Here is a 25,242-nt window from a genome sequence, read left to right as displayed (position 1 = left end):
ATTTTAATTATACGAAATAGATGGGGAGGAGAAATAATATGGAAAAGAAGATAAAAAAAGCAGTAATTCCAGCAGCAGGCCTTGGAACAAGATTTTTACCAGCAACAAAGGCACAACCAAAGGAAATGCTTCCAATTATTGATAAGCCTACTTTGCAATACATAATAGAGGAATGTGTAGCATCAGGTATAGAAGAAATTCTTATAATAACAGGAAGAAATAAAAAATCCATAGAAGATCACTTTGATAGATCTATAGAATTAGAAATGGAACTTGAAAAAGAAGGAAAAAAAGAAATGCTTGAAATGGTTAGAAATATATCAGATATGGTTAACATTCATTTTATAAGACAAAAGGAACCAAGAGGATTAGGACATGCTATTCTTTGTGCAAAGACTTTCGTAGGGGATGAACCTTTTGCAGTATTACTTGGTGATGATATTGTATATAATGACCAAAAGCCATGTTTAAAGCAACTTATTGATTGTTATGGAGAGTATAATACTTCAGTTTTAGGAGTTCAAACAGTAGCACCTGAAAATGTTAATAAGTATGGAATTGTTGGTGGTATCCAGATTGAAGATAGGGTTTATAAGGTTAAGGAATTAGTTGAAAAACCATCTTTAGAAGAAGCAACATCTAATGTTGCAATTTTAGGTAGATATATAATAACTCCTAGAATATTTGAAATTCTAGAAAATACGGCTCCAGGAAAAGGAAATGAAATGCAGCTTACAGATGCACTTCTTAATCTTATTGAAGAAGAGGCAATGTATGCATATGATTTTGAAGGAAGAAGATACGATGTAGGAGATAAGTTAGGTTTCTTAGAAGCAACAGTTGAATATGCACTTAGAAGAGAAGAGCTAAGAGATGACTTTATAGGGTATTTAAAAACTATTATATTATAAAGATTAGAGAGTAAAATATTATGACGACTTGGAGCGAATGCGACGGAGTAAATAATATTATAAATATTTTTTATTTTTTTCTCAATTTTACTTAAAACTGGGTACTTATTTAATGATAGGATATTTAAATAAATTTTAGGAGGATTAAATATGCAATTTTCATTTTTAGGATATTCAGTTAAAAAGATTATGGAGCTTAATTTAGATGTTAAAGATGTAACCATTCTTAGGTATTTTGATGATTTTAGAAATAGTGGAAAAATGAATTATGAAGTGATAGAAGGTGTTAAATACTATTGGATAAGTTATCAAAATATTGAAAATGAACTTCCTTTCTTAGGTTTAGGAAAGAGAACTATTATGATGAGAATGCTTAAATTAAGGGATTTAGGAATTTTATCTCCTTTTTGATTGGAAGTATGATATAATTAAAATTTCAATAGTATTTTGTTGGAAAATAGAATATTATAGTGAAAAATAAAGAATATAAATATGTAAGGTGATTTGGTTGACTAAAAAAATATGTATTTTTATTGTAACTACTATATTAATTATAAATAATATAGTAGTTAGAAATATTTATATTGAAGAAAATAAGATAGATGAAAAAATAGGTCTATTGTTTATAGGAATTATAATAATTATTAGCGTGTTTTTCATTACATATAATATTCCTAAATTAAGAATGCTATTAAAAAGAAAAAAAATAAGTAAGCAATTAAAGAATAATAAGTATTTACTTTATTATCAACCAATATATGATCCTATAAAAGAAGTAATAGTAGGATTTGAAAGTTTATTAAGATTAAAAGATAAAAATAATAATCTTATATCACCAGAAAAGTTTATACCAGAAATTAAGAAAAATAATATGCTGGTTGATGTAACTATATGGATAATGAAAAGGGTAATATTAGATTATGAAGAAATTAGAAAGCATAATTCTATAAATAATAATTTCTATATTTCTCTTAATTTATCTATAGATGAGATCTTAAATAATAAATTTGTAGAGGAAGCCATAGAAATATTAAAAGAATCTAAGCTAGAAAATAAAAGCATTTGTTTAGAAATAGTAGAAAAAGTAGGAATAAAAAAATTACATAAAATAATGGAGAATTTATCTAAGTTAAAAAATGCGGGCTTTAAAATAGCTATAGATGATTTTGGAACTGAGTATTCTAATTTAGATGTTCTTGAAAAATTAGATGCAGATATTATTAAGGTTGATAAGAATTTTGTAGATGGGTTAGGAAAGCATTTAATAAAAGATGAGATTATTTTATTTATATTAAGAATAGCAGAAAAAGCAAAAAAATATGTTGTATTAGAGGGTGTAGAGAATAAAGATCAAGATAATATAATAAAAAACTTTAATAGTAAATATGTATTTGTACAAGGATTCTTTTATAGCAAACCAATTCCTATAGAAGATATAAATAAATTATTTTAATTCGACGTTTTTTTACAAATTTATTTACTTTATTATTATATAATTATTGTTGAAAATTCGTATAAATAAATTTATTTTATATAAAAACCAATTGTAAGGAGATATACTATGGAAAAGAAGATAAAAAAAGCAGTAATTCCAGCTGCAGGCCTGGGAACAAGATTTTTACCAGCAACAAAAGCACAACCAAAGGAAATGCTTCCAATTGTAGATAAGCCTACTTTACAATATATAATAGAGGAATGTGTAGCATCAGGTATAGAAGAAATTCTTATAATAACAGGAAGAAATAAAAAATCCATAGAAGATCATTTTGATAGATCTATAGAATTAGAAATGGAACTTGAAAAATCAGGGAAAAAAGAAATGCTTGAAATGGTTAGAAATATATCAGATATGGTTAATATCCATTTTATAAGACAAAAGGAGCCAAGAGGATTAGGACATGCTATTCTTTGTGCAAAAACTTTTATGGGTAATGAACCTTTTGCAGTATTACTTGGTGATGATATTGTTTATAATGATGAAAAACCATGTTTAAAGCAACTTATTGATTGCTATGGAGAGTATAAGACTTCAGTTTTAGGAGTTCAAAAGGTAGCACCTGAAAATGTTAATAAATATGGAATTGTTGGTGGAATTCAAATAGAAGATAGAGTTTTTAAAGTTAAGGAATTAGTAGAAAAGCCTTCTTTAGAAGAAGCACCATCAAATGTTGCAATTCTAGGTAGATATATAATAACTCCTAGAATATTTGAAATTCTAGAAAATACAGCTCCAGGAAAAGGAAATGAAATTCAACTTACAGATGCACTTCTTAAGCTTATTGAAGAAGAAGCTATATATGCATATGACTTTGAAGGAAAAAGATACGATGTAGGAGATAAGTTAGGTTTCCTAGAAGCAACAGTTGAATATGCACTTAGAAGAGAAGAATTAAAAGATGACTTTATGGAATATTTAAAAACTATTGTATTATAATTTTATAATTTCCATCCTTCAGTTTTGAAGTATTAAAATATCATAGCAAGGTGACTTGGATCTAAGCGACGGAACCTAGATATGATATTTTAATACTTTTTTATTTTATAAAAAATTAAAATAGGCTATAATAATAGTAATTAAAAGTTGGGCATTAGGTAATGAAGAAGATTCTATAGCAAAACAAATTATTATAAGTATTGTTTAGGAGGTGTGGATAATATAATGGAACAACAATATTATGAAAGATTTTTGAAAGTATTAAAGGAAACAAAGGGAATTCATAATTCTTTAAATGAAATTTTAAAATATGATTTTATATATCATTCAAATAAAATAGAAGGAAGTACATTTACGACAGAAGCGCTTCAACTTTTATTTGAAAAAAATATAGTAATGGGAACCCATACATTAGATGATGTTCAAGAAACTGTTAATTCATTCTATACTTTTGATATGGTATTAGATAGAATAGATGAAAATCTTACTTTAGAAATGATAAAAGAATGGCATGCTAGTCTGATGTATAGGACTAGATTATATGATATTGGATTAGCAGGAGTATTTAAAAAATATCAAAATAGGATACTTGGTGCTAAATTTGATACAGCAAATCCTTGGGAAGTAGAGGATAAATTAAATGAACTTATAGAAAAGTTTTATAGTTTGAAGAATGTTACGATTTATGATATAGCAAGATTTCATTTTGAATTTGAATGTATACATCCTTTTCAAGATGGTAATGGAAGAATAGGTAGATTTATATATTTGAAGCAGCTATTAGATAATAAATTAGAATTAAAATATATGAATGGTGAATCAGCAGATGAATATAAGAAGGCTTTAGAGGAATCATCTTCTGATAATATAAAACCATTAGTTCATTATATAGAAAAGCAAAAGAATTTTATTAAAGAAAATGAAAAAATGTTTTAATGTTACAAACTAAGGGGAAATCATCTTTTATCAACCTATATATAAGTTTTATATAAAGGCCTATAGTAGAATATGTAAATATTTTGCTATGGGCTATTTCTACTCTTTAGGAAATTATAAAGATAGCAGCAAATTGATCTTTAGACTTAATAATAAAATTAACAAATCAATCAGTAACATATTTACAAATTTTACCTTTTGTGTTACTATGTAAATGATTAAAGATGCGTGTTACCTTAATTGGGCATTAGCTAGCTTATTCGACATAGGGATAAGTTAGCTTTTTTTATGACTATAGAGTATAGTGATAAAAATTAAACTTTAATAGGTGGCATAGTTATAACATTGAAGGGGGGAGATAAAATTTTTATCTGTCATAGTAGGTTAATATCTATCCTACAAGATACCTGGAGCATCTCAGTTATATACTTTTAAAATTTAAAAATATTATTTAAGGGGGAAGGGTATAATGAAGAATAAGATGGATAATATTTCAAAGAGAATATTACCACTATTCATAGTCTTTACTATGTTGTTTTCTTTTGTGCCTGCACAGGCAGAAGTAAATACAGAAGTAGAGCGAGAAAATTTAGCTTTGGGGAAAAGTGCTACTGCATCAGGATATGAAGCAGGAAGTAAATTTACAGCGGATAAAGTTATTGATGGGACAGTAGATAGACCAACAGATATTAATAAGGGTGGAAGCTCAAGATGGGCATCAGCACTTAATGCAGTTAAGCCATGGATTACAATCGATTTAAATGAAGTTAAAGCTTTTGATGAAGTTGTGATTGAATGGGAAAGAAGAAATGTAAATTCATACAAAATAGAAGTATCAAGTGATAATACTACTTGGACTAATATTCATAATAGCACAACTAAAAATGAGTTTAGAGAAGTTTTAGATGTTGGTTCACAAAATGCAAGGTATGTAAGAATAACTATTGATGATTATTCTCCAACACAAGAAGGTAGTACTATTAGTTGGAATACAGTATCAATGTATGAAGTAGAAATATATAATAATGAACCAGAAGAACCAGAGGTGCCAGAAGTACCAGAGGTTATAGTACCAGAAGCTGGAGACAATGTTGCATTGAGTAAAACTGCAACCTCATCAAGTAATGAAACTAGTACATTTACAGCTGATAAAGCAGTAGATGGGTCAAAAGCAAAGGCTTCTAGATGGGCAAGTGCTGTATCATCAGATGAACAATGGATTACTGTTGATTTAGGCGCTAAGACTCAAATAGAAAATATAATTATTGAGTGGGAAAGAAAAAATGCTACAGAATATAAAGTACAAGTTTCTGAGGATAACAGTAATTGGACTGATATATATACAGCAACATCAGCACCAACTCAAAATAGACAAGAGATTAATTTAGATAAAGCTATTGCTACTAGATATGTAAGAGTTTTTATTGGTAAACATGTAGCACAAGCTGATGGTGTTAACTGGAATAATGTATCTATATATGAAATTGAAATTTATAATGGTGGAATTCCAAAGGGATTTGATGAAATTGCTAATGCAATAAAGGTTAGAGATCTTACAATTGATGACGAAGTATTACCAATGCCAGAAGTACCAGAAGGATATGAAATTTCATTTGTTGGAGCCGATTATGAAGAAGTTATCGGAGCTGATATGAAAATATATAGACCTTTAGTAGATACAACTGTTCGTGTTAACTTTGAAATAAAGCAAGGAAATAAAAAGGCTTATACTCCTGATATAGATGTATTAGTACCTGGAGCAAATGAAGTTACAGGGAATGATGTGCCAACTGTTATTCCAGAGCTTAGAGAGTGGCTTGGGGGAGCTGGTAACTTTGAGATTAGTAATAGCTCAAGAATAGTTATTTCACCTTCTTCAGAAGCAGAATTAATTCAATCTATGAAGGTTTTTGCAGAAGACTATAAAGATATAGTTGGCAGAGAAATTGAAGTAGTAGTTTCAGACTCACCAAAAACAGGGGATTTCTATTTTGAATTAAACAATAAACGTCCTGAGCTTAGAACAGAAGGATATTATATGGAGATTGGTGATTTTGTTAAAGTTGAGTCTAATGAGGCAGCAGCAGCATTTCTTTCAACAAGAACAATATTACAAATATTAAAGCAAAATGGAACAACTATTCCACAAGGAATTACAAGAGATTATCCATTATCAGATGTAAGAGGATTTATGCTAGATGTAGGAAGAAAACCTATTACATTAGATTTCTTATATGATGTTGCAAAACTTATGTCTTGGTATAAAATGAATGATTTCCAAGTTCATTTAAACGATAACTATATTTTCTTAGAAGAGTATTCTAATAATGGAGAAGATCCAATGAATGCTTATTCAGGATTCAGATTAGAATCAGATATTAAAGAAGGCGGAAATAATGGGTTAAATAAAGCTGACTTAACTAGTAAAGACACTTTTTATACTAAAGATGAATTTAGAACCTTTATAAAAGATTCAAGAGAGATTGGAGTAAATATAGTTCCAGAATTCGATACTCCAGCGCATTCTTTACCATTTACAAAAGTACGTCCTGACTTGAAAATGGGAAACGTAGGACGTCAAGCAGATCACTTAGATGTTACTAACCCTGATTCTTTAGAGTTTGTTAAAGAATTATGGGATGAATATTTAGATGGAGAAAATCCAGTATTCGATTCTGAAACTATTGTAAATGTAGGAACAGATGAATATGATGCAAAATATACAGAAGAGTTTAGAAAATATACAGATGATTTATTAGGATATATGCAAGATGAAAAAGATAGAACAGTAAGATTATGGGGAAGTTTATCAGCAAGACCAGGAAGTACACCAGTACGTTCAGAAAATGTTCAAATGAATATTTGGAATAATGGATGGGCAGATCCTTCAGATATGTTTAATGCAGGCTATGATTTAATTAATACTGAGGATGGAAAGCTATATATAGTACCAGATGCAGGATATTATTATGACTATTTAAATACAAGTTATATTTACAATAGTTATGAAGTTAGTAAATTTGGAAATGGAGATGTAATTCCAGCAGGTTCACCACAAATGCTTGGAGGAACCTTTGCAGTTTGGAATGATATGATTGACAAAAAAGCTAATGGAATAGTTGAATTAGATATTTATGATAGAGTATTACCTGCTGTTCAAGCTATATCAGAAAAGATGTGGGGATTAGCAGAAGATAAGACTTATGCAGAGTTCCAAGAAGTTGCAGCTAAGGTTTCAAATGCTCCAAATTCTAATCCAAGATATAAAGTAGAATCTAAAACAGAAAAAGTTTTAGATTACAACTTTAAAGGTGCTTCAAATGGTATAGTACCTGATAATTCTGGAAATGGATATAATTCAGTAGCTCTTAATAACGCCACTATTAAAGATGGAGTATTAAAGTTAAATGGTAATAATAGTCATTTGGAAAGTGCTATAGAAAATATAGGACCAAATTATACAGTTTCATTTAGCGTAAAACGTGATGAAAATAGTAATAACGAAGAGCAAGTTCTTTTTGAATCTGAGAAGGGATCATTTAAAGCAGTTCAAAAAGAGACTGGAAAAGTAGGATTCTCAAGAGAATTCTATGATTACTCATTTGATTATGAACTACCTAAAGGAGAATGGGTAGATATAACAATAGTTGGAAGAATGACTAAAACAGAGCTTTATGTTAATGGAGAATATGTTGATGAAATTAGCAAGAGTAGTGCAGCTGGAGATAATGGGACATTTGTATTCCCATTAGAAAAAGTAGGAAGTGAAACAAAGGCATTTAATGGTGAAGTAAAATCATTAGAAGTTTATAATGTTGCTGTAAATATTGCAGATGAGACAATAATACCACAAGAAACTATGAAAGCATCAGCAACAAGTGAGCATCCAAATGTAGGTTCAGAAGGATTAGCATCTTTCGCTATAGATGGAAATCCGGGAACTATTTGGCATACAAATTACAATACTCCTGTACAATTACCACAAAGTATAACATTAGATTTGGGAAAAGCTTATACTATTAATAAATTCTCATATCTTCCAAGAAGTAATGGAGGAAATGGTACAATAACTAAGTATGAGCTTCAAGTAAGTACAAATGGAACTGATTTTACAACAGTTTCAGATGGGTCTTGGGCACAAGATGCTACTTTAAAAGTAGTTAATTTTGATGAAGTTCCTAATGTAACACATGTAAGATTAGTTGCGAAAGCAGGAGTTGGTGGATTTGCAACAGCTGCTGAGTTAAATGTTCATAAGGTTAAGGAAGTTACTCCAGAACCAAAACCAGAAGTAGATAAAACTGCTTTAAAAATAGCTATAGATTATGCTGATGAAGTTGTAGCAGAAGGCTTACTAGAGGGTGTAGTACCAGCTGTAGTAAGAGAATTCAATGCTGCATTAGAAGAAGCTAAAGCTATTTATGCAAATGAAGATGCTACAGAAGAGGAAGTAGATGCATCTTTCAAGAGATTAGTTAATGTTATTTGGATGCTTGAATATAAGCAAGGAGATAAAGAAGCATTACAAGTTCTTGTAGATTCTGCAAAAGAGTTAGTTGAGAAGGGTTATACTGCTGATTCATGGTCTATTTTACAAGAAGCTATTGCAGCTGCAGATGCAGTACTTGCAGATGAAAATGCAATGCAAAAAGAAATAGATGAGACTTTAGATTCATTAAAAGCAGCTATAGATGGCTTAGTTAGAATTGAAGTTAAGAAGGAAGCACTTCAAAACTTAGTAAATAAATTAGAAAAGCTAGATAAGAAGGAATATACTGAAAAAACTTGGACACCATTTGAAAGTGCATTAAATATAGCTAAAGAAGTTTTAGCTGATGAATATGCTACTCAAGAAGAAGTAGATTCAGCATATAATACATTATTAAAATCTTATCTAGATTTAAGATTAATACCAGATAAATCTAAACTTGAAGATTTAATAAATAAGGCTAAAGAGATAGATTTATCAAAATATACAGAAGAAAGTGCTAATGAGGTAAAAATTCAATTAGCAAGAGCTGGTGAAGTTTTTGTTAATGAAGATGCAACTCAGAAAGAAGTAAACGAAGCAGTAGAATCACTAGATACAGCTATAAATGATTTAATTGCTAAGGGTGATGGAAATGGTGGATCTGGAAATAATGGAAGTGGAAACAATGGAAGCGGAAATGGAAGCGGAAACAATGGGTCCGGAAATAATGGAAGCGGAACAGAAAAACCAAGTGATTCAAATAAAACACCTAATAATGGTGGTAAATTACCAGGCACAGGAGTTGAAAATGGACATTGGGGAGTGCTTGCTGTTATATGTGTAATGTCAGGTTTAGGACTTATGTACAGTAAACGCAAAAAAACTATATCTTAAAGTAAATATTTAGGGAGATGAATTTTTTCATCTCTCTTATTTAATATAATATGTATAAAATACCTTAGAAGAATTAATAACAATTTTTCTAAGGTATTTTATTTTTAATTAATTAGCATTTCTGAAATACAAAGAGCAGAGGCTGCTAAAGCACCTGTATAATTAGAATATTTTTTAACTATTACATCTAGATTTTTCTCTATTGCTAATAAGCTAATATTTTGATTCAAGTATTCTTTTAATAAATCTGATAGTAGGGATTCATTAAATAATTCCCCATGAATTATAATTTTACTTGAATCAATCATCATAGATAAATTATTAATTGTAATTGATAGATAATTAATTGCAGAGTGAAGTATTTTTATAATTCCTTCGTCACCTAATCTATAAGCTTTTAATATAGTTTCTATGGTTATTTTATTTCTATCTGAAACTAATTGTTTTAAATAAGTACTTTCTGAATTATCAAAAAGTATTTGGGATTTTTTAATAATCCAAGCTTCACTTCCATAGGTTTGAAGACAACCTCGTTTCCCACATTCGCATAATTCACCATTTGGGTGAACAACTATATGACCTATTTCTCCTACAAGAGAATTATCCTTAGCATATAGCTCACCATTGTACATATAAGAGCAAAACATTCCCCTACCAACATGGAATAATATAAAATTATCATCATTACCATTAAAACTAAATAATCTTTCTGATAATGTCATACATTTAACGTTATTTTCAAAGTAGATTGGTAGATCTATTTCATCTAATAAGATTTTAATATTAAAGTTTTTCCAAAATGAATTATTACTATCAATTGATTTATTTACTTCATCAAAATGACCAGGAAGAGCTACACCGATTCCTTTTGGATTATAGTCTTCACAAGAATTTATAAAATTCTTTAATTCATTAATATAAAATTGTTCACTTAAAATTTCTTCTAAATCAGAAGTATCTAATTGAATAATTTTCTCTTTGAAAATTTTACCTATATTATCAGTTAAACAAAATGATATATATTTTGGAGATAATTCAGTACCTATATAAAAGCTATGGTTAGGAGATATGCCTAATAGTATTTTCTTTCTTCCTGATTTGCTTTCTTCAGGTATAACTTCTCCAAGTTCATGGATAAGATTTTCTTGAATCAAACTACCGGTAATTTCGCTAACTGTCGCAGGTGTAATTCCAGTTTCTTTTGAAATATCAATTCTAGAGATAGGACCCTTAGAATAGATTTTATCTAAAATTTTAAATCTTAACTTTTGTTGGTTTTTTGTAAGTTTCATATTAACCTCCTTTATATAATAATATTATACAACATTAATTATAAATTATAAACAAATATATGAATAAAGTAATATATTTTTATTGACACTCTAGAAAAAATAGGATATTATTTAATCAATAAATAATTATTTATTATCAAAAAATGATTTAAAACGTTTTTATAAGGAAATAAATTATTTTTTATAATCAATTATGGTGAGGAGAGGTAAATATGAAAAAACTAAATCAACTTCTTGAAGAAAAAATGTTGCCTATTGCAGCAAAACTAGGATCAAACAAAATTCTTATTTCAATACGTGATGGTATTACATTAAGTATGCCATTAATTATAATTGGTTCGTTATTCATGATAATAGCAAGTTTTCCAGTTAAAGCATGGACTGATTGGTTAACAGCTGTAGGAATTGATACTTACTTATGGAAGGGTGTAGATAGTAGCTTCGGGTTAATGGGTTTAATAACAAGCTTTGGAGTTGCAAATAGCTTAGCACGTCAGCATAAAGTTGATGGAGTATCAGCCGGTATTATATCATTATCTTCTTTTATTGTTGTTACACCTTTTGTAAGTGCTGAAGCAGGTTCAGGAATCACAGTTGGATATATGGGAAGTAAAGGTTTATTTGTTGCCATGATTATTGGTATTATTTCTGCTTTAATTTTTAATTGGTTTATTAAACGTGATATCCAAATTAAGTTACCAGATACAGTTCCACCAGCAGTTTCTAAAAGTTTTAGTGCTTTAATTCCAGGTGCAGCTATTATAACTTTATGGTTAGTTGTTTTTACAGTCCTTGATAAGATGAATATTGGTAATATTCATGACATAATGATGATAGTTCTAGGAGGACCTTTGGGATTACTTGGTAATAACATATTTGGAACAATTATTGCAATTCTATTAAATAGTTTATTCTGGTTCGTTGGTATCCATGGCGGAAACGTTGTAAACAGTATTCTTCAACCTATTTGGTTAATGAATGCAGATGCAAACCGTTTATTATTCCAAGCTGATAGTGCAGCTCAGTTACCAAATATTATTACACTACCATTTATAGATAATTTCGTATATATGGGCGGTGGTGGAGCCACAATTGGATTGGTAATTGTTATTGCAATTATTGCTAGACGTAAAAAGGCAAGTAAAATGACTAAAGCTATGGCACCATTAACTTTAACACCAGGGATATTTAATATTAATGAACCTACTATGTTTGGTTTACCAATAGTAATGAATGTTTCATTAATAATACCATTTATTTTAGCACCAGTAGCAAATGCGGTAATATCATACTTGGCAATGGCTTCAGGGTTAGTTGCAAGAACTACAGGTATAACAGTTTCGTGGACAATGCCACCAATTCTTAGTGGATTCCTTACAACTGGAAATCATATAAGCGGTGCTGTTTTACAAATAGTATGTATACTTGTTGATGTAGCAATTTATTGGTTCTTCTATCAAGCAGTTGAAAAGCAAAATTTAGCTTTAGAATCATTAGAAGAGAATGAAGTTAATAATAGTATAGTTGGATAAAAAAATTATATATTTAACATAAAAAAATTTTGGAGGAGTAGTTATGGGTAAGAGATTAATTAGTGCAAATGCTTCGGAGATATTACAAATGACCGCAGCAGAGTTAAAACAAAGTATTAAAGCAAGTGAAGGGAGAACTATTCTTTCGGAGAATGTAGCAACAAGAGAAACATTTATTGGTGATATTACAAATTCTGAGATTGCTAGAGCTTTTGGAGCTGATTTAATTCTTCTTAATTGTGTGGATGTTTTAAATCCAGAAATTTTTGGATTAGATGTAAAAGAAGGAACTTTCGTTGATGAGCTACATCGTTTAGTAGGACGTCCAATAGGGGTAAATTTAGAACCGGTAGATTTAGATGCAGATATGGCGGAAGATATTTTAACTATTAGCAAGGGTAGACAAGCTAATCTTGAAACAATTCAGGAAATTGAAAAGCTTGGCATGGATTTTGTATGCTTCACTGGTAATCCTGGTACAGGAGTTACTAATTCACAAATAGAAAAAACAATTCGTTTAGCAAAGGAAAAATTCTCAGGATTAATAATTGCTGGTAAGATGCATGGAGCTGGTGTAAATGAACCAGTTGTAGATATAGAAGCAGTAAAAAGTTTTATTGAGGCTGGTGCAGATATTATTTTAGTTCCTGCAGTTGGAACAGTTCCAGGTTTTGATGATTCAGAATTAAGAGAAGTAGTTAAAGTAGCACATAATAATGGGGCTCTTGTATTAACTGCAATAGGTACAAGTCAGGAAAGTTCTGATGAAGATACTATTAAACAAATTGCAATAAGAAATAAAATCTGTGGAGTAGATATTCAGCATATTGGTGATGCAGGTTATGGTGGGGTTGCACCTTTCGAGAATATTTTTGCTATGAGTAAGGCAATTCGTGGGGTTCGTCATACTGTATCGATGATTGCACGTTCAATAAATCGTTAATTACTTAATAAAAGAGAATATTATTGGAAAATGGGAGGTTAGATTAAAATTCAACTAACCTTCCGATTGCAATATAATTATAGACAGGGTTATTAAAAATAGTATGAGAAAGGGTGTATAAGAAATGAAAAAAACAATTATGTTAGTATGTGCTGCTGGAATGAGCACAAGTTTAATGGTATCTAAAATGCAAAAGTCAGCTGAAGCAAAAGGTATTGAAGCAGATATATTTGCTGTTTCAGCTGGTGAGGCAGATAGTTATTTAGCAGAGAAGAAAGTAGATGTATTACTTTTAGGACCACAAGTACGCTTTATGAAAGCGCAATTTGAGAAAAAAGTTGTACCATTAGGTATTGCGTTAGATGTAATACCAATGACAGATTACGGTATGATGAATGGAGAGAAAGTATTGAATCAAGCTCTTAAATTAATGGATAAGTAGTACGGATTTAATTATTCAAAGGAGTGTTATTATGGAAGAACAAGAGAACTTAGAAGTTATTATGGAATTAATTATGTATGGTGGAGATGCTAAAAGTAATGCTATGGAGGCTATTCAAGCTGCTAAAGCTGGAGATTTTGAATTAGCTAAGGAGAAAATTTCTGCTGCAGAAGCTTCATTGACAAAGGCTCATCATTCTCAAACAGGAATGTTAACTCAAGAAGCTCAAGGGAATCATGCAAAAGTTTCATTATTAATGGTACATGGACAAGATCACTTAATGACTTCAATGGCATTTACAGACTTAGCAAAGGAAGTTATTGATGTTTATAAAAGACTTAATGAAAAATAGGTAATATATTTTTTATAAAATATATTACCTATAATTTAACAGATTATAATAATAAAAGGGTGGAATTAATGAAAAAAAATAAAATTATAAAAATGTTAATTGTAGCAACTATAATATGTTTTGGAAGCACTACTATTCCAATAAAAGCTGATGTTAATATTGATAATAATGTAAAACATCAATATGATTTAGTAAAACTTGATAGAAATAATGGTAACGCAAGTGAAGGAAATTTAATTATAGATAGTGGTTTTGAAGATACAGATAGTGGTACTTGGAAAACAACTGGAGACGGAACCTTTAGTAATTATCCTGGTGCAGCAGCAAATGGAGAAAAATTTGGATTATTACCAGCGAATAGTGGAAATGCTAGTGTTTATCAGGTTGTAAATGTAAAGCCTAATACTGATTATATAGCAAAGGCAAAAGTTTTAGTTGCGAAAGAAGGCGCAAGTGCATTTTTAAATGTAAAAACACCAGATGTTAGTACTTTAATAGGAAATGCTGAAACAACTATAACGTGGAGTGCAGATAAAGATTGGCAATATCAAGATGTTGAATTGAAGTTTAATAGTGAAAATAATACTTCAATAGCAATTTGTGTTATGAAATGGACAGAAGATCAGAATAGTGCTACTTTTCAAGGACAAGTTTATGTAGATGAAGTATATTTAGAGGAAAGTAATTTAGATAGTAATAGCAATGATGATAATGATGATAATTATGAGATTATATGGGCAGATGATTTTAATGAGAGTGAACTAGATTTATCTTCATGGGAGTATGAGTTGGGTTCTATACGTGGTATAGAGCAACAACATTATGTAAATGATCCTGAAAATGTTTTTTTGAGAGAGAATGATGAAGGTGGAGAATTGGTTTTAAAAGCAACCGATAGACCAGAGGAATTACAATATAATAATCCTCGTAATGAGTCAAGAAAGGTTATCTATAATTCAGGAAGTGTTAGAACACATGGAAAAGAAGAGTTTTTATATGGCCGTATTGAAATGAGAGCTAAATTACCAGAGGGGCAATCAGTATTCCCTGCTTTTTGGACTTTAGGATCGGATTTTACTATTGATGGAGATATTAGTAACTCACAAGGATATGGTTGGGCTCGTTGTGGTGAAATCGATATTATGGAATTAATAGGTTCTAATGAAGGTGGAGTTGGAAATAAAACAGTATATCAAACAATACATACATCTGATGGTAATGATGGAAATGATCATAAACTAGCAGGAGTTTCTTATACTATTTCTGAAGATTTTGCTGATGATTACCATATATTTGGAATAAATTGGTCTAAAGGAAAGATGGAATGGTATGTAGATGATCAAATTGTTAAGACAGTAGACTATTCAAATGATCCAATTGCAAGTAAGTGTTTAGATAGACCTCAATACATCCAAATGAACCTAGCAATGGGTGGTGCATGGCCAGGTGAAATTCAAGAAGGACTAGCTGGAACAGAATATGCTATTGATTATGTTTATTATGCACAAAATGAGCAACAAAAATTAGATGCAGAGGAATATTATAAAGATTCACCAAAAATATTAAGTTATGATAAAGATATAACAATTTATGAGGGAGATACAGATATTTTATCCAATGTAGCAGTAAGTGATAATGCTGATATAGATTTTTCAATAACTGATGCACCTAAATTTTCTATTAAGGAAGATACAGCGACAATAGAAACAGCACTTACAAGTGTAGATTTATTATGTACAGGTAAGAAAGATTTAAATTCCTTAGCAGAATTACCAGCAGGGGAATATACTGTATATTATACAGCGTTACCAGAGGATTTAAAGCTTGATACAGCAAATGGTAATATTCCTGATGCTTATGAAAACTATAAATTTGATAGAAAGGCTGCTAATTTAACAATTAAAGAGCGTAGCTTAGAAACAGATTTATTAAATAATAATTTATCATTAGATGGTTATGTAAATGATACTTTAGAAACAATAGCATTACCAGATGGATGGTCTTGGGATGTTCCAGAGACAGTAATTACTGAAGATATGGGAGATGTAAGTGCTACATTTACTAAAAATGGTTTTGAAAAGACAGAAGAAGTAAAAATTAATACTTATGCATCTGTTACATTAGAAGATTTAAGTAAAATTATAGAAGAAGCTAATATATATTTAAATAAAACAGATATGTATACTAATGAAACATTACTAAACTTAAAAAATGTTGTTGATAATGCAAAGGCTGTATTGGACATTGAACCATCAGCAACCTATAAAGATATAACTAAGGCATACGATGATGTAGTTGAAGCTATAGAGAGTTTAGTAGAAATTGATACAGAAGACAATAACTCAGAAGGAAGTCAGGAAAACAATAACCCAGGAGGAAGTCAAGAAGACAATAACCCAGGAGGAAGTCAAGAAGACAATAACTCAGGAGAAAGTCAAGATGACCAAATAACTATACAAGGGGAAAATGATAACATAATTAATGAATTACCAAAAACAGGTGGAAGTAATCAGATTTATTTAGTATTATCTGCTGTTGTAATATTAGGTTTTGGTACTACATTAGTTTCAAAAAGAAAAAAGAGTGTTTCTAAATAATGTTTAATTAATAAATTTAATATAAGTAAATTTAGCTACCAGGGATTATTTTAATAAATTTAATCTTTGGTAGCTTTATTAATATAATTTGGTGAAAAATACTACTAGGGGCTTTTTTTATACTTCATTTCATATCATTGTTTTCGTTTACAATAACAAAATATATAGATTTATTTGGTTTCTCGTCCTATTGATGATTTTAGGTAAACGTGTAAAATGATGATTAAAGGAGGCGTTGGTTATGAAAAAATTAAAAATAACTCAAAAAATGTATGAAAGCGGTGCTCTTGCAATTGTAAGAACAAAGAGTTTTGAAAGAGCATGTGAAATTGCTGATGGATGTATAAAAGGTGGCATACCTGTAATGGAAATGAGTTTTACTCTAAATAATGCTGGTGATATCATTGAAGGATTAGTTGAAAAATATGGTGATGATTTATGTGTAGGAGCTGGTACAGTATTAGACGTTGAAACTGCTCGCTATGCAATATTAAAAGGTGCTCAATTTATTATTGCTCCAAATTATTCTGAAGAGGTTGCAAAGATGTGCAATAGATATCAAATACCTTATGCACCAGGATGTACTTCATTCACAGAAGCTGTAGAGGGATTAAGTAGTGGAGCTACTTTTATAAAAGCATTCCCAATATCTGATTTCTATGGAGCAAAATTAGCAAAGGTATTTAAGACTCCAATACCTGATATGCCAATATTAGCTAGTGGTGGTATAACATTAGATAACCTTGAAGAATGGCTAAGAAATGGTGTTGATATTTGTGGACTTGGTGGATTATTAACAAAAGGAACTTCTGAAGAAATTGCAGAAAATGCTACTAAAATAAAAAATATTATTACAGAATTCCGTAATCAAAAATAAAAATAAGTTTTATGTTAGTATATTGACCAAAAATTACATTGGTTTTTTGTTACAACCAATGAAAACGATTATAGTATAATGAATTTAATAAGATACAAGGGAGGATTTTTTATGAGTATTGAGTTAACAAGAGTAGATTTTAGATTGATTCATGGACAAGTTATTACTAGATGGGTTACTTTATTGGGTATTAATGAAATCGTTACGATTGATACAGTGTTAAGTAAAGATGATTTTATGCAAACTGTATTTAAGATGGCAGCTCCAAAGGGGGTAAAAATTAGAATTTTATCTGTAGAGGATGCGGTTAAGTCTCAACAAAATGGTGAGTTTGAAAATAATAAAGTAATGATTTTATTTAAAAGTGTTAAAGAACTAGATAATGCAATTAGATCTGGTTTAAAACTTAAAGAGGTTCAAATAGGTGGATTAGGTGGAGGTCCAGGCAGAAAAGCAGTTAATAATGCTATTACATTTGATCGTGCAGATGCTGATACTCTATTAGCTCTCGAAGATTTAGGTGTAAATATATATTTACAAACAACTCCTGATTATCCATCTGAAACATTGAAAAAAGCTGTTGAAAAGCTTTAATTAAGGGGGAAGTATAATGGTTATAAAAGCTGTATTAGTAGGATTAGTTTATTGGCTTACAATGGGAAGAGCTTTTTACTATATTTCATTTGCACTTCGTAAACCTGTAGTTCTAGGTGTAGTAATAGGTTTGATTTTTGGTGATGTTCAAGTAGGGCTTGTATATGGTGCAACAATACAATTAATGTATATGGGAGGTATTGAAGCTGGTGGTAATATACCAAGTGACCAAGCGTTAGCTGCTTGTATAGCTATACCAGCTGCTATTATTAATAATATAGATCCATCTGCTGCAGTTGCAATTGCAGTTCCATTTGGAGTTTTAGGAGTTTTAATTAACAACGTTCGTCGTACAATTAACTCATTTTATAATACTAAGGCTGATGATTTAATAGAAAAGGGAGAATATGATAAGGTATCTAAAATCTCATTTATTTTACCATGGTTAACAAATGGGGTATTATACTTCACTCCTGTATTTATAGCAACTTTATTTGGTCCTAGCGTAGTTCAAAAGTTTATAGATATTATTCCAACATGGCTTATGAATGGTTTAGCTAATGCGGGAGGAATGTTACCGGCTTTAGGATTTGCTTTAACATTAGTAGTTATGGGTAAAAAGCAATATATGCCATTCTTCGTTCTAGGATTCTTCTTACATGCTATTTTAGGATTCTCTATGTTAACAGGTGCTGTTCTAGCATTATGTTTAGCATTAATAGTTTCATTATTTAAACAAAATGAGGAAGGAGACGCGCAATATGAATAGTATTAAAGAAAAAGTAGTTGAAAAACAAAAAAGACTTGTTACTAATATTGACTTATTTAAAGTTTGGTTTAAGTGGTGTATGGCTGTCGAAGTGCCTGTAAGCTTTGATAGAATGCAAGCATTAGCGTTTAGTTATTCTGTAAATAAAGTATTAAGAAAAATATATAAAGATGATCCAGAAGAATTAAAAGAAGCAATGAAACGTCATGCATCAATGTTTAATACTAATTGCGATTGGGGAAGCCTTATACATGGAATTGTTATTTCATTAGAAGAAGAAAGAGCTTTAGGTAATGAAAATATTACTCCTGAAATTATTGAATCTTTAAAAATAGGATTAATGGGTCCTTTAGCTGGTATAGGCGATAGTGTTGACCAAGGTATTGTTGCTACTATTCCACTTGCAATATTTGTTCCAATGGCACTAAATGGATCAGTTTTTGCAGCATTTATACCAGCTATTATTTACTTAGCTTGGTCTTACGGTTTTTCATGGTTCCTTGTGAAAAAGGGATATACACTTGGTAAAAATGCAATATTAGATATATTACATTCTGGTAAAGTAAAGAAAGTTATTGATATTGCAAGTATTGTTGGGTTATTTATGATAGGTTGTTTATCATCATCTTATGTAAAATTCACAACAATTTGGACATTTGTAAACGATACTTCAGAAGTTGCATTACAAAGTATATTAGATCAAATGTTACCTAAAATGCTACCATTTGCAGTAGTTATGGGAATGTATTTGTATATTACAAAAAGAGGACCAAAATATTTACGTATAATGGCCTTCACTATGATATTTGCTATAGCATTAACATTCATAGGAATAATTTAGACTTTATTTAATGAAATAAAAAGGAGGAATTAAATTGAAGGTTTTGATTACACCAAGAGGATTTGCTAATTATGGGCTAAAAGAAGTAGAAAATATGAGGTCTAAGGGATTAGATGTATATTATAACAATACAGGTAAGGCATATACTAAAGAGGAGTTTTATAATCTAGCATCAGATGCAGATGCAATAATTGTTGGGGTAGATATTATAGATAAGGAACTTATAGATAATTGTCCTAATCTAAAGGCTGTATGTAAATTTGGAGTAGGAACTGATAATATCGATTTGAATTATGCTAAAGAAAAAGGAATATTTGTTGGTAGAACAGTAGGATCAAACTCTAATGCAGTTGCAGAACATGTCTTATCATTAATGTTTGCAGATGCTAAAAATCTTTATAATACTTTCAAAGAAGTTAAAGATCATAAATGGAATAAGCCTACTGGACAAGAACTAAGTGAAAAAAAATTAGGTATTATTGGATTTGGAATGATTGGTAAAAGAATAGCTAATTATGCAAATGGACTTTCAATGAAGGTTTCAGCTTATGATAGCTTTGAAATTTCAGATGATGATGCTAAAAAGTATAATATTGAAAAGAAATCATTAGAAGAAATTATTTGTGAAAGTGATTATATATCATTACATGTACCTCTAGTTGATTCTACTAAAAATATGATTTCTACTGAAGAATTTAAGAAAATGAAAAACACTGCATGTTTAATTAATGCTGCTAGAGGCGGAGTTGTTGATGAAGAGGCACTATATAAAGCATTAGTTAATAAGGAAATTCGTTCAGCTTACTTTGATGTTTATAGTTGTGAACCACCAACAGCTGATGACAAGCTATTGCAACTAGACAATTTTTTATTAACACCTCATACAGCAGCTAGAACTATTGAGTCTGAAAAGAGAACATGTAAAATGTCTAGTGAAATTATTATGGAAAATTTACTGTAAAATAAGGTGATAATATGAATAAAGATTTACAACAATTTATAGATAACATTAAATTTGAGTTTGAGAAAAATATAGATGAACTAGATACAGAAGCTATTGACAAGGCAGCTGAAATAATAATAGAAAGTGAAAAAAAAGGTGGTAGAGTCCATGTTACTGGAATTGGAAAACCTGGTCATGTAGCAGGATATGTTGCATCATTGTTATCTAGCACTGGAACTAGTGCATATGAACTTCATGGAACAGAAGCAGTTCATGGTTCTAGTGGTCAAGTTAAAAGTGGGGATGTTGTAATTGCTATATCTAATAGCGGTGAAACAGAAGAGTTAAAAGCAACAGTAACTACTCTTAAAGGAAATGGAGCTAAAATTATTTGTTGCACTGGTAAAGCAGGCTCATGGCTATCAAATAATTCTTTAGTAACGTTAGTTGCACATGTAGATATTGAAGGCGATATATTAAATAAACCTCCAAGGGCTTCAATATTATCTGAAATATTAATATTACAATGTTTAAGTGTGGTATTACAAAATAAAAAAGGATTAGACTTAAATCAATATGTAAAATGGCATCCAGGCGGATCTCTTGGTAAAAGCATATTAGAAAAAGTATAAAATCGACATAAAGAAAGTGGGGATATATGTGTCAAAGCTAAATATAGTAATTGCAACTCATGGTAAATTTGGAGAAGAAATAATAAAATCTGCAGAAATGATTGTTGGAAAAATGGATAACATTAAATCAGTATCATTAATACCATCAATGTCATTTGAAGATTTTACTAAAGAAGCTAATACTGTACTAAGTGATTTAAGTGGAGATACTTTAGTTTTGGTTGATTTATATGGAGGGACTCCTTGTAATGTCTTCACAGCTCTAACTAAAAAGTATAATCATAATGTTATTACTGGTTTAAATTTACCTATGTTAATAGATTTATATATTAATACTAATGATAGTAGCGATGTAAACGTTAAAGAAGTGATAGAAAATTGTATTTCTATATTAAAGACAAGCTGTGTACATACTAATACTATGCTTGATTAAATATTAATTTAATAAAAATAAATTATAATTTGATTTTGGGAGGAGAAAAATGTTTGAAGGAATTATTACCCCTATAGTTACACCATTTAATCGTGATAAAGAACAATCTATAAATTATGAGGCTACTGAACAATTAATAGAACACTTAATTAAAAAAGGTGTTAACGGTATATTTATTTTAGGAAGTAATGGGGAATTTCATGTTATAGATGAAGAAGAAAAAATTGATTTTGCTAAAAGGGTTATAGAAATTGTAAATAAACGTGTTCCAGTTTTTGTTGGAACAGGTGCTTGCTCAACAAGGGAAGCTATTAGGTTATCAAAAAAGATGGAGGAGTTAGGTGCTGATGCACTATCTGTTATCACTCCATATTTTATAAAGCCTATGGATGATGAGATTTATGATTATTTTAAGGAAATTGCACATAGTGTAAAAATCCCTATAGTTTTATATAATATTCCAAAGTCTACTGGATGTAATATTTCAAAGGAAACTCTTGAAAAGCTAGCTAAAATAGATAATATTAAAGCTATAAAAGATAGCAGTGGAAATATTGATACATTGAAGGGATATATAGAAGTAGCTAAAAATAGTGATTTAAGTGTTTTAGTTGGCTCGGATTCTAAAATATCTATTGGATATAATTTAGGAGCAAAGGGTGCTATTGCTGGGACTAGCAATGTAATTACAGATGTTTTAGTAAATTTATATAAGGCTCTTAAATCCAATGATACTGAAGTGGCTAATAAATTACAAAGTGATATTGATGTTCTTCGTGCTACACTACCATTAGGAACAGTGCCTTCTGTTATGAAGCGTGCAGTTGAATTAGCTAATATTGCACCGGTTGGTCCAGCAAGAAAACCAGTAAATGAATTAAGTTTGGAAACTGATGAAAAAATTAAAGAAATGCTAAAATATTATAAGATAATTTAATAATTGTAATATGCATAAACAAAATTAAACAGCTATAGAACTTAACTTAGTCGTTTCCATATGGAGAAAATTATGGTAAAATAAAGAGTATATGTAAATGTTTAAATAGAATTTTTTATTAGCTATATCACATAAATTGCAACTGAATTTAGCTGCAGTTTATGTGATAATATTTACTTTTAGAACTTTATTTATTAGAATTAAGAAGGGTAGAGAATATGACTTTAGTTAAAATTTTTAAAGAGTTTATTACAGTTTTTGAAGAAAATAAAAAATATACTATTGGTTTGTTAAATGAATATGGAAAAGTACTTTGTTGTAGTGATAGCAAATATGTAGATACTTATGTAAATATTAATAGTAAAGAAAATAATATTGTTATACGTAATATCTCGATAAATAATGATAATTATGGTTATTTATGGATTACAGGAGACGTTGATAATTTAAAAATGATTAGTAGTTTAGTATATGATGCATTGATTACTAGATTAACTTATCATATTAACACAAATTCTATTAAGCAAAAAGTAACACTTGATGATGAATTGGTAAAGTGTTTATTGGATGTTAATAATTTTGATTTAAATCATATATTAAATCTAGTTTCTATATTAGGAATATATGAAAAGAAAAGTAGGGCAGCTATTTATGTAATTAATGATAATGGATTTAATTCTGAAGAAGTAATTAATCTTAAATTAAGAAAAGATAGTAAGGAACTTATTTATTCTTTATTAGATGATAATAGATTACTATTATTTAAAGATATACCTGATGATTTAGATAATTTACAAATAAAAAAATATTTTCGCAAATATATTCAGAGTCTTCAAGATTGGGGATTTCAAGATTGTATATTTATAATTGGATCAATACAAAATAAATTGAAAAAGTATAATGTAAGCTATAAAAATTGTACATGGCTAGAACAAAGTACCCAATTAACTGAAAATGAACCTATGTTTTTTATGGATTATCTATTGGAATATGTTTTTTCTAAAATCCAAACAACTGATATTAGTGATATATTTGATTTCTATAAAGATCAACATAAAGAGATTGATATAGATGAGTTCGTAAAAATAAGTGATCAACTGATAGTAAATGATTATAATATTACCCAAACAGCTCAAGATTTATTTTTACACAAAAACACTTTAATTTATAAAATTAAAAAATATGAAGAAATTTTTAATATAGATATTAGGGGAAGCTTTAATGGAAAAATATTGTTAGCTTTAATATCAGCGACTTTAAAAAAATATCAGAAACAGAAACAGGTTGGTGAATAAGTATGAATACAAGGATTAAGCTTGTCCGGGTTGATAATAGATTATTACATGCAACGGTAGCCTTAAATTGGAATAAGTTTGTAAATGCTAATTATGCCATAATTGTTGATAATAATTATAATAAAGATCCTTTTTTTATCAAAGTAATGCAATTATGCCTTCCAAAACCAATGGAAGTTAAAATTTTTTCTCCTGAAGAGCTAATGGCTTTCTTAAATGAAGATAGTATTGAAAAGCGTCATTTAATGATAATATTTAAGGATTTGAAAACTGCTGAACTTGCAGTTGAATTAGGTTTTACTCATAAAGAAATACAAATTCCTTATCCAGCAAGTAGAATTGTAATAAAAAAACTATCGGATTTTTTTAACACTGAGGAAATAGAATCAATACGTTTTATACAAAAGCATTCTATTAAACTATTTTTTCAAACATCACCAATGGACAATAAAGAATATTCGATTTTCTTAAAATAAATAATTAATGCTACTACATTATGTAGTAACCTAGATCCAAATACAGATTATTTCCGGTATATTAATATAGAGAATGCCAATTAAACAAAATTTGTTTAATTATACTAGTAAAGAACAAAGGGCAGTTAGTTTTTTATCTTGGTACAAAACTGACTGCTCTAATTAAATTTTGGCGATTTTAAGTTTGAGATTATGAATGCTTTTTATATAATAGTAAAATTAACTTGCACTTATTACAATAAAGCATATTTTTAAAATCATTATCACTAATATTATCACCAGTTTTAATAACAAATCTTTTACCACATCTTGAACATATGCAAGATCTTTCACCATTTATTCGCATATAGTCACCGCTCTCTAATTAAAATTATTTGCTATCAACTTTTCTTTAATGGCTTTATATTCATTTTCATCAATAATTCCAGAGTCAAAAAGTTCTTTTATTTTTTTGAAAATCATCTTTTATCAACGTATATATAAGTTGAGGAGGTGATAAATATGGCAGCAAGTTCAGTATTAGTTGGAAATTCTTTGGGAATAAGCTATCAAACTGGAGTTAACTCTAAGGGAGAAGATGTTTTTGGAGGACAAAGCTTTAAAAACATATCAGCAACTGCAACAGATGATGAGTTAGTAGC

Annotated in this window: 25 protein-coding genes; 22 read left to right on the top strand and 3 right to left on the bottom strand. The window is 29.4% G+C overall.

The genetic code is table 11. The features are described from left to right. Positions 1 to 38 precede the first annotated feature (38 nt). The 6 genes from galU (ACQPUY_RS15010) (at position 39) to ACQPUY_RS14985 (ending at position 9,646) form a co-directional block, all read left to right on the top strand. Positions 39 to 911, top strand: a complete 873-nt coding sequence (gene galU / locus ACQPUY_RS15010) for a UTP--glucose-1-phosphate uridylyltransferase GalU (RefSeq protein ID WP_430842391.1) — start codon at positions 39 to 41, stop codon at positions 909 to 911. A 150-nt stretch (positions 912 to 1,061) separates the two neighbouring features. Then, the gene (locus tag ACQPUY_RS15005) at positions 1,062 to 1,322 is read left to right on the top strand and encodes a hypothetical protein (protein ID WP_430842389.1); all 261 of its coding nucleotides are present in this window, start codon (positions 1,062 to 1,064) and stop codon (positions 1,320 to 1,322) included. A gap of 97 nt (positions 1,323 to 1,419) precedes the next feature. After that, entirely contained in the window at positions 1,420 to 2,364 is a 945-nt protein-coding gene (locus ACQPUY_RS15000; RefSeq protein WP_430842387.1) for an EAL domain-containing protein, read from the top strand. 108 nt (positions 2,365 to 2,472) lie between these two features. Further along, positions 2,473 to 3,345, top strand: a complete 873-nt coding sequence (gene galU, locus ACQPUY_RS14995; protein WP_430842385.1) for a UTP--glucose-1-phosphate uridylyltransferase GalU — start codon at positions 2,473 to 2,475, stop codon at positions 3,343 to 3,345. Between the two features lie 225 nt (positions 3,346 to 3,570). Further along, complete coding sequence (locus tag ACQPUY_RS14990; RefSeq protein WP_430842383.1) at positions 3,571 to 4,281, top strand: Fic family protein; 711 nt, start codon at positions 3,571 to 3,573, stop codon at positions 4,279 to 4,281. Positions 4,282 to 4,750: 469 nt separating this feature from the next. Beyond that, entirely contained in the window at positions 4,751 to 9,646 is a 4,896-nt protein-coding gene (locus ACQPUY_RS14985; RefSeq protein ID WP_430842381.1) for a discoidin domain-containing protein, read from the top strand. Positions 9,647 to 9,750: 104 nt separating this feature from the next. On the opposite strand, the gene ACQPUY_RS14980 is transcribed toward ACQPUY_RS14985, so the two are convergent. After that, the gene (locus ACQPUY_RS14980; RefSeq protein ID WP_430842379.1) at positions 9,751 to 10,938 is read right to left on the bottom strand and encodes an ROK family transcriptional regulator; all 1,188 of its coding nucleotides are present in this window, start codon (positions 10,936 to 10,938) and stop codon (positions 9,751 to 9,753) included. Positions 10,939 to 11,150: 212 nt separating this feature from the next. Here ACQPUY_RS14980 and ACQPUY_RS14975 point away from each other — a divergent pair, with 212 nt between their 5' ends. The 15 genes from ACQPUY_RS14975 (at position 11,151) to ACQPUY_RS14905 (ending at position 24,601) form a co-directional block, all read left to right on the top strand. Next, a complete protein-coding gene (locus ACQPUY_RS14975) occupies positions 11,151 to 12,470 on the top strand; it encodes a PTS sugar transporter subunit IIC (protein WP_430842377.1) in 1,320 nt (439 codons plus the stop codon). Positions 12,471 to 12,513: 43 nt separating this feature from the next. Next, the gene (locus ACQPUY_RS14970; protein WP_430842375.1) at positions 12,514 to 13,413 is read left to right on the top strand and encodes a haloacid dehalogenase-like hydrolase; all 900 of its coding nucleotides are present in this window, start codon (positions 12,514 to 12,516) and stop codon (positions 13,411 to 13,413) included. 124 nt (positions 13,414 to 13,537) lie between these two features. Continuing rightward, on the top strand, positions 13,538 to 13,855 hold the full coding sequence (locus ACQPUY_RS14965) for a PTS sugar transporter subunit IIB (RefSeq protein ID WP_430842373.1): 318 nt from the start codon (positions 13,538 to 13,540) through the stop codon (positions 13,853 to 13,855). Positions 13,856 to 13,886: 31 nt separating this feature from the next. After that, positions 13,887 to 14,207, top strand: a complete 321-nt coding sequence (locus ACQPUY_RS14960; protein ID WP_430842371.1) for a PTS lactose/cellobiose transporter subunit IIA — start codon at positions 13,887 to 13,889, stop codon at positions 14,205 to 14,207. A gap of 68 nt (positions 14,208 to 14,275) precedes the next feature. Next, complete coding sequence (locus ACQPUY_RS14955) at positions 14,276 to 16,804, top strand: family 16 glycosylhydrolase (protein WP_430842369.1); 2,529 nt, start codon at positions 14,276 to 14,278, stop codon at positions 16,802 to 16,804. A 241-nt stretch (positions 16,805 to 17,045) separates the two neighbouring features. After that, complete coding sequence (locus tag ACQPUY_RS14950) at positions 17,046 to 17,681, top strand: ketohydroxyglutarate aldolase (RefSeq protein WP_430842367.1); 636 nt, start codon at positions 17,046 to 17,048, stop codon at positions 17,679 to 17,681. A 111-nt stretch (positions 17,682 to 17,792) separates the two neighbouring features. Next, on the top strand, positions 17,793 to 18,275 hold the full coding sequence (locus ACQPUY_RS14945) for a PTS system mannose/fructose/N-acetylgalactosamine-transporter subunit IIB (protein WP_430842365.1): 483 nt from the start codon (positions 17,793 to 17,795) through the stop codon (positions 18,273 to 18,275). 16 nt (positions 18,276 to 18,291) lie between these two features. Then, entirely contained in the window at positions 18,292 to 19,044 is a 753-nt protein-coding gene (locus ACQPUY_RS14940) for a PTS mannose/fructose/sorbose/N-acetylgalactosamine transporter subunit IIC (protein ID WP_430842363.1), read from the top strand. Further along, positions 19,037 to 19,885 (top strand): PTS system mannose/fructose/sorbose family transporter subunit IID, encoded by an 849-nt coding sequence (locus ACQPUY_RS14935; protein WP_430842361.1) that lies wholly within the window; start codon positions 19,037 to 19,039, stop codon positions 19,883 to 19,885. Before ACQPUY_RS14940 ends, ACQPUY_RS14935 begins: the two co-directional genes overlap by 8 nt. Positions 19,886 to 19,919: 34 nt before the next feature. Beyond that, complete coding sequence (locus ACQPUY_RS14930) at positions 19,920 to 20,846, top strand: phosphoglycerate dehydrogenase (protein ID WP_430842359.1); 927 nt, start codon at positions 19,920 to 19,922, stop codon at positions 20,844 to 20,846. Between the two features lie 14 nt (positions 20,847 to 20,860). Continuing rightward, positions 20,861 to 21,460 carry an SIS domain-containing protein gene (locus tag ACQPUY_RS14925; protein WP_430842357.1) on the top strand — a complete coding sequence of 200 codons (600 nt, stop codon included), beginning with the start codon at positions 20,861 to 20,863 and terminating at the stop codon, positions 21,458 to 21,460. Between the two features lie 28 nt (positions 21,461 to 21,488). After that, on the top strand, positions 21,489 to 21,893 hold the full coding sequence (locus ACQPUY_RS14920) for a PTS sugar transporter subunit IIA (protein ID WP_430842355.1): 405 nt from the start codon (positions 21,489 to 21,491) through the stop codon (positions 21,891 to 21,893). Between the two features lie 49 nt (positions 21,894 to 21,942). Further along, a complete protein-coding gene (gene dapA, locus ACQPUY_RS14915) occupies positions 21,943 to 22,830 on the top strand; it encodes a 4-hydroxy-tetrahydrodipicolinate synthase (RefSeq protein ID WP_430842353.1) in 888 nt (295 codons plus the stop codon). A 218-nt stretch (positions 22,831 to 23,048) separates the two neighbouring features. Then, positions 23,049 to 24,125 carry a PucR family transcriptional regulator gene (locus ACQPUY_RS14910; protein WP_430842351.1) on the top strand — a complete coding sequence of 359 codons (1,077 nt, stop codon included), beginning with the start codon at positions 23,049 to 23,051 and terminating at the stop codon, positions 24,123 to 24,125. Positions 24,126 to 24,127: 2 nt separating this feature from the next. Continuing rightward, entirely contained in the window at positions 24,128 to 24,601 is a 474-nt protein-coding gene (locus ACQPUY_RS14905; RefSeq protein ID WP_430842349.1) for a PTS sugar transporter subunit IIB, read from the top strand. Positions 24,602 to 24,791: 190 nt separating this feature from the next. Here ACQPUY_RS14905 and ACQPUY_RS14900 read toward each other — a convergent pair whose 3' ends face one another. Both ACQPUY_RS14900 and ACQPUY_RS14895 read right to left on the bottom strand, forming a co-directional pair. Further along, positions 24,792 to 24,947: a hypothetical protein gene (locus ACQPUY_RS14900; protein WP_430842347.1), complete on the bottom strand. Its 156-nt coding sequence runs from the start codon at positions 24,945 to 24,947 to the stop codon at positions 24,792 to 24,794. Between the two features lie 14 nt (positions 24,948 to 24,961). Continuing rightward, a complete protein-coding gene (locus ACQPUY_RS14895) occupies positions 24,962 to 25,063 on the bottom strand; it encodes an SHOCT domain-containing protein (protein ID WP_430842345.1) in 102 nt (33 codons plus the stop codon). A gap of 39 nt (positions 25,064 to 25,102) precedes the next feature. On the opposite strand from ACQPUY_RS14895, the gene ACQPUY_RS14890 reads away from it, so the two are divergent. After that, positions 25,103 to 25,242 (top strand): DUF1659 domain-containing protein (locus ACQPUY_RS14890; RefSeq protein WP_430841762.1); only part of this gene is annotated, 140 nt, incomplete at its 3' end.

It is taken from the genome of Clostridium nigeriense (assembly GCF_050585245.1).
GTDB classification, from domain to species: Bacteria; Bacillota; Clostridia; order Clostridiales; family Clostridiaceae; genus Clostridium; species Clostridium nigeriense_A.
This window is presented reverse-complemented; position numbering and strand designations above follow the sequence as displayed.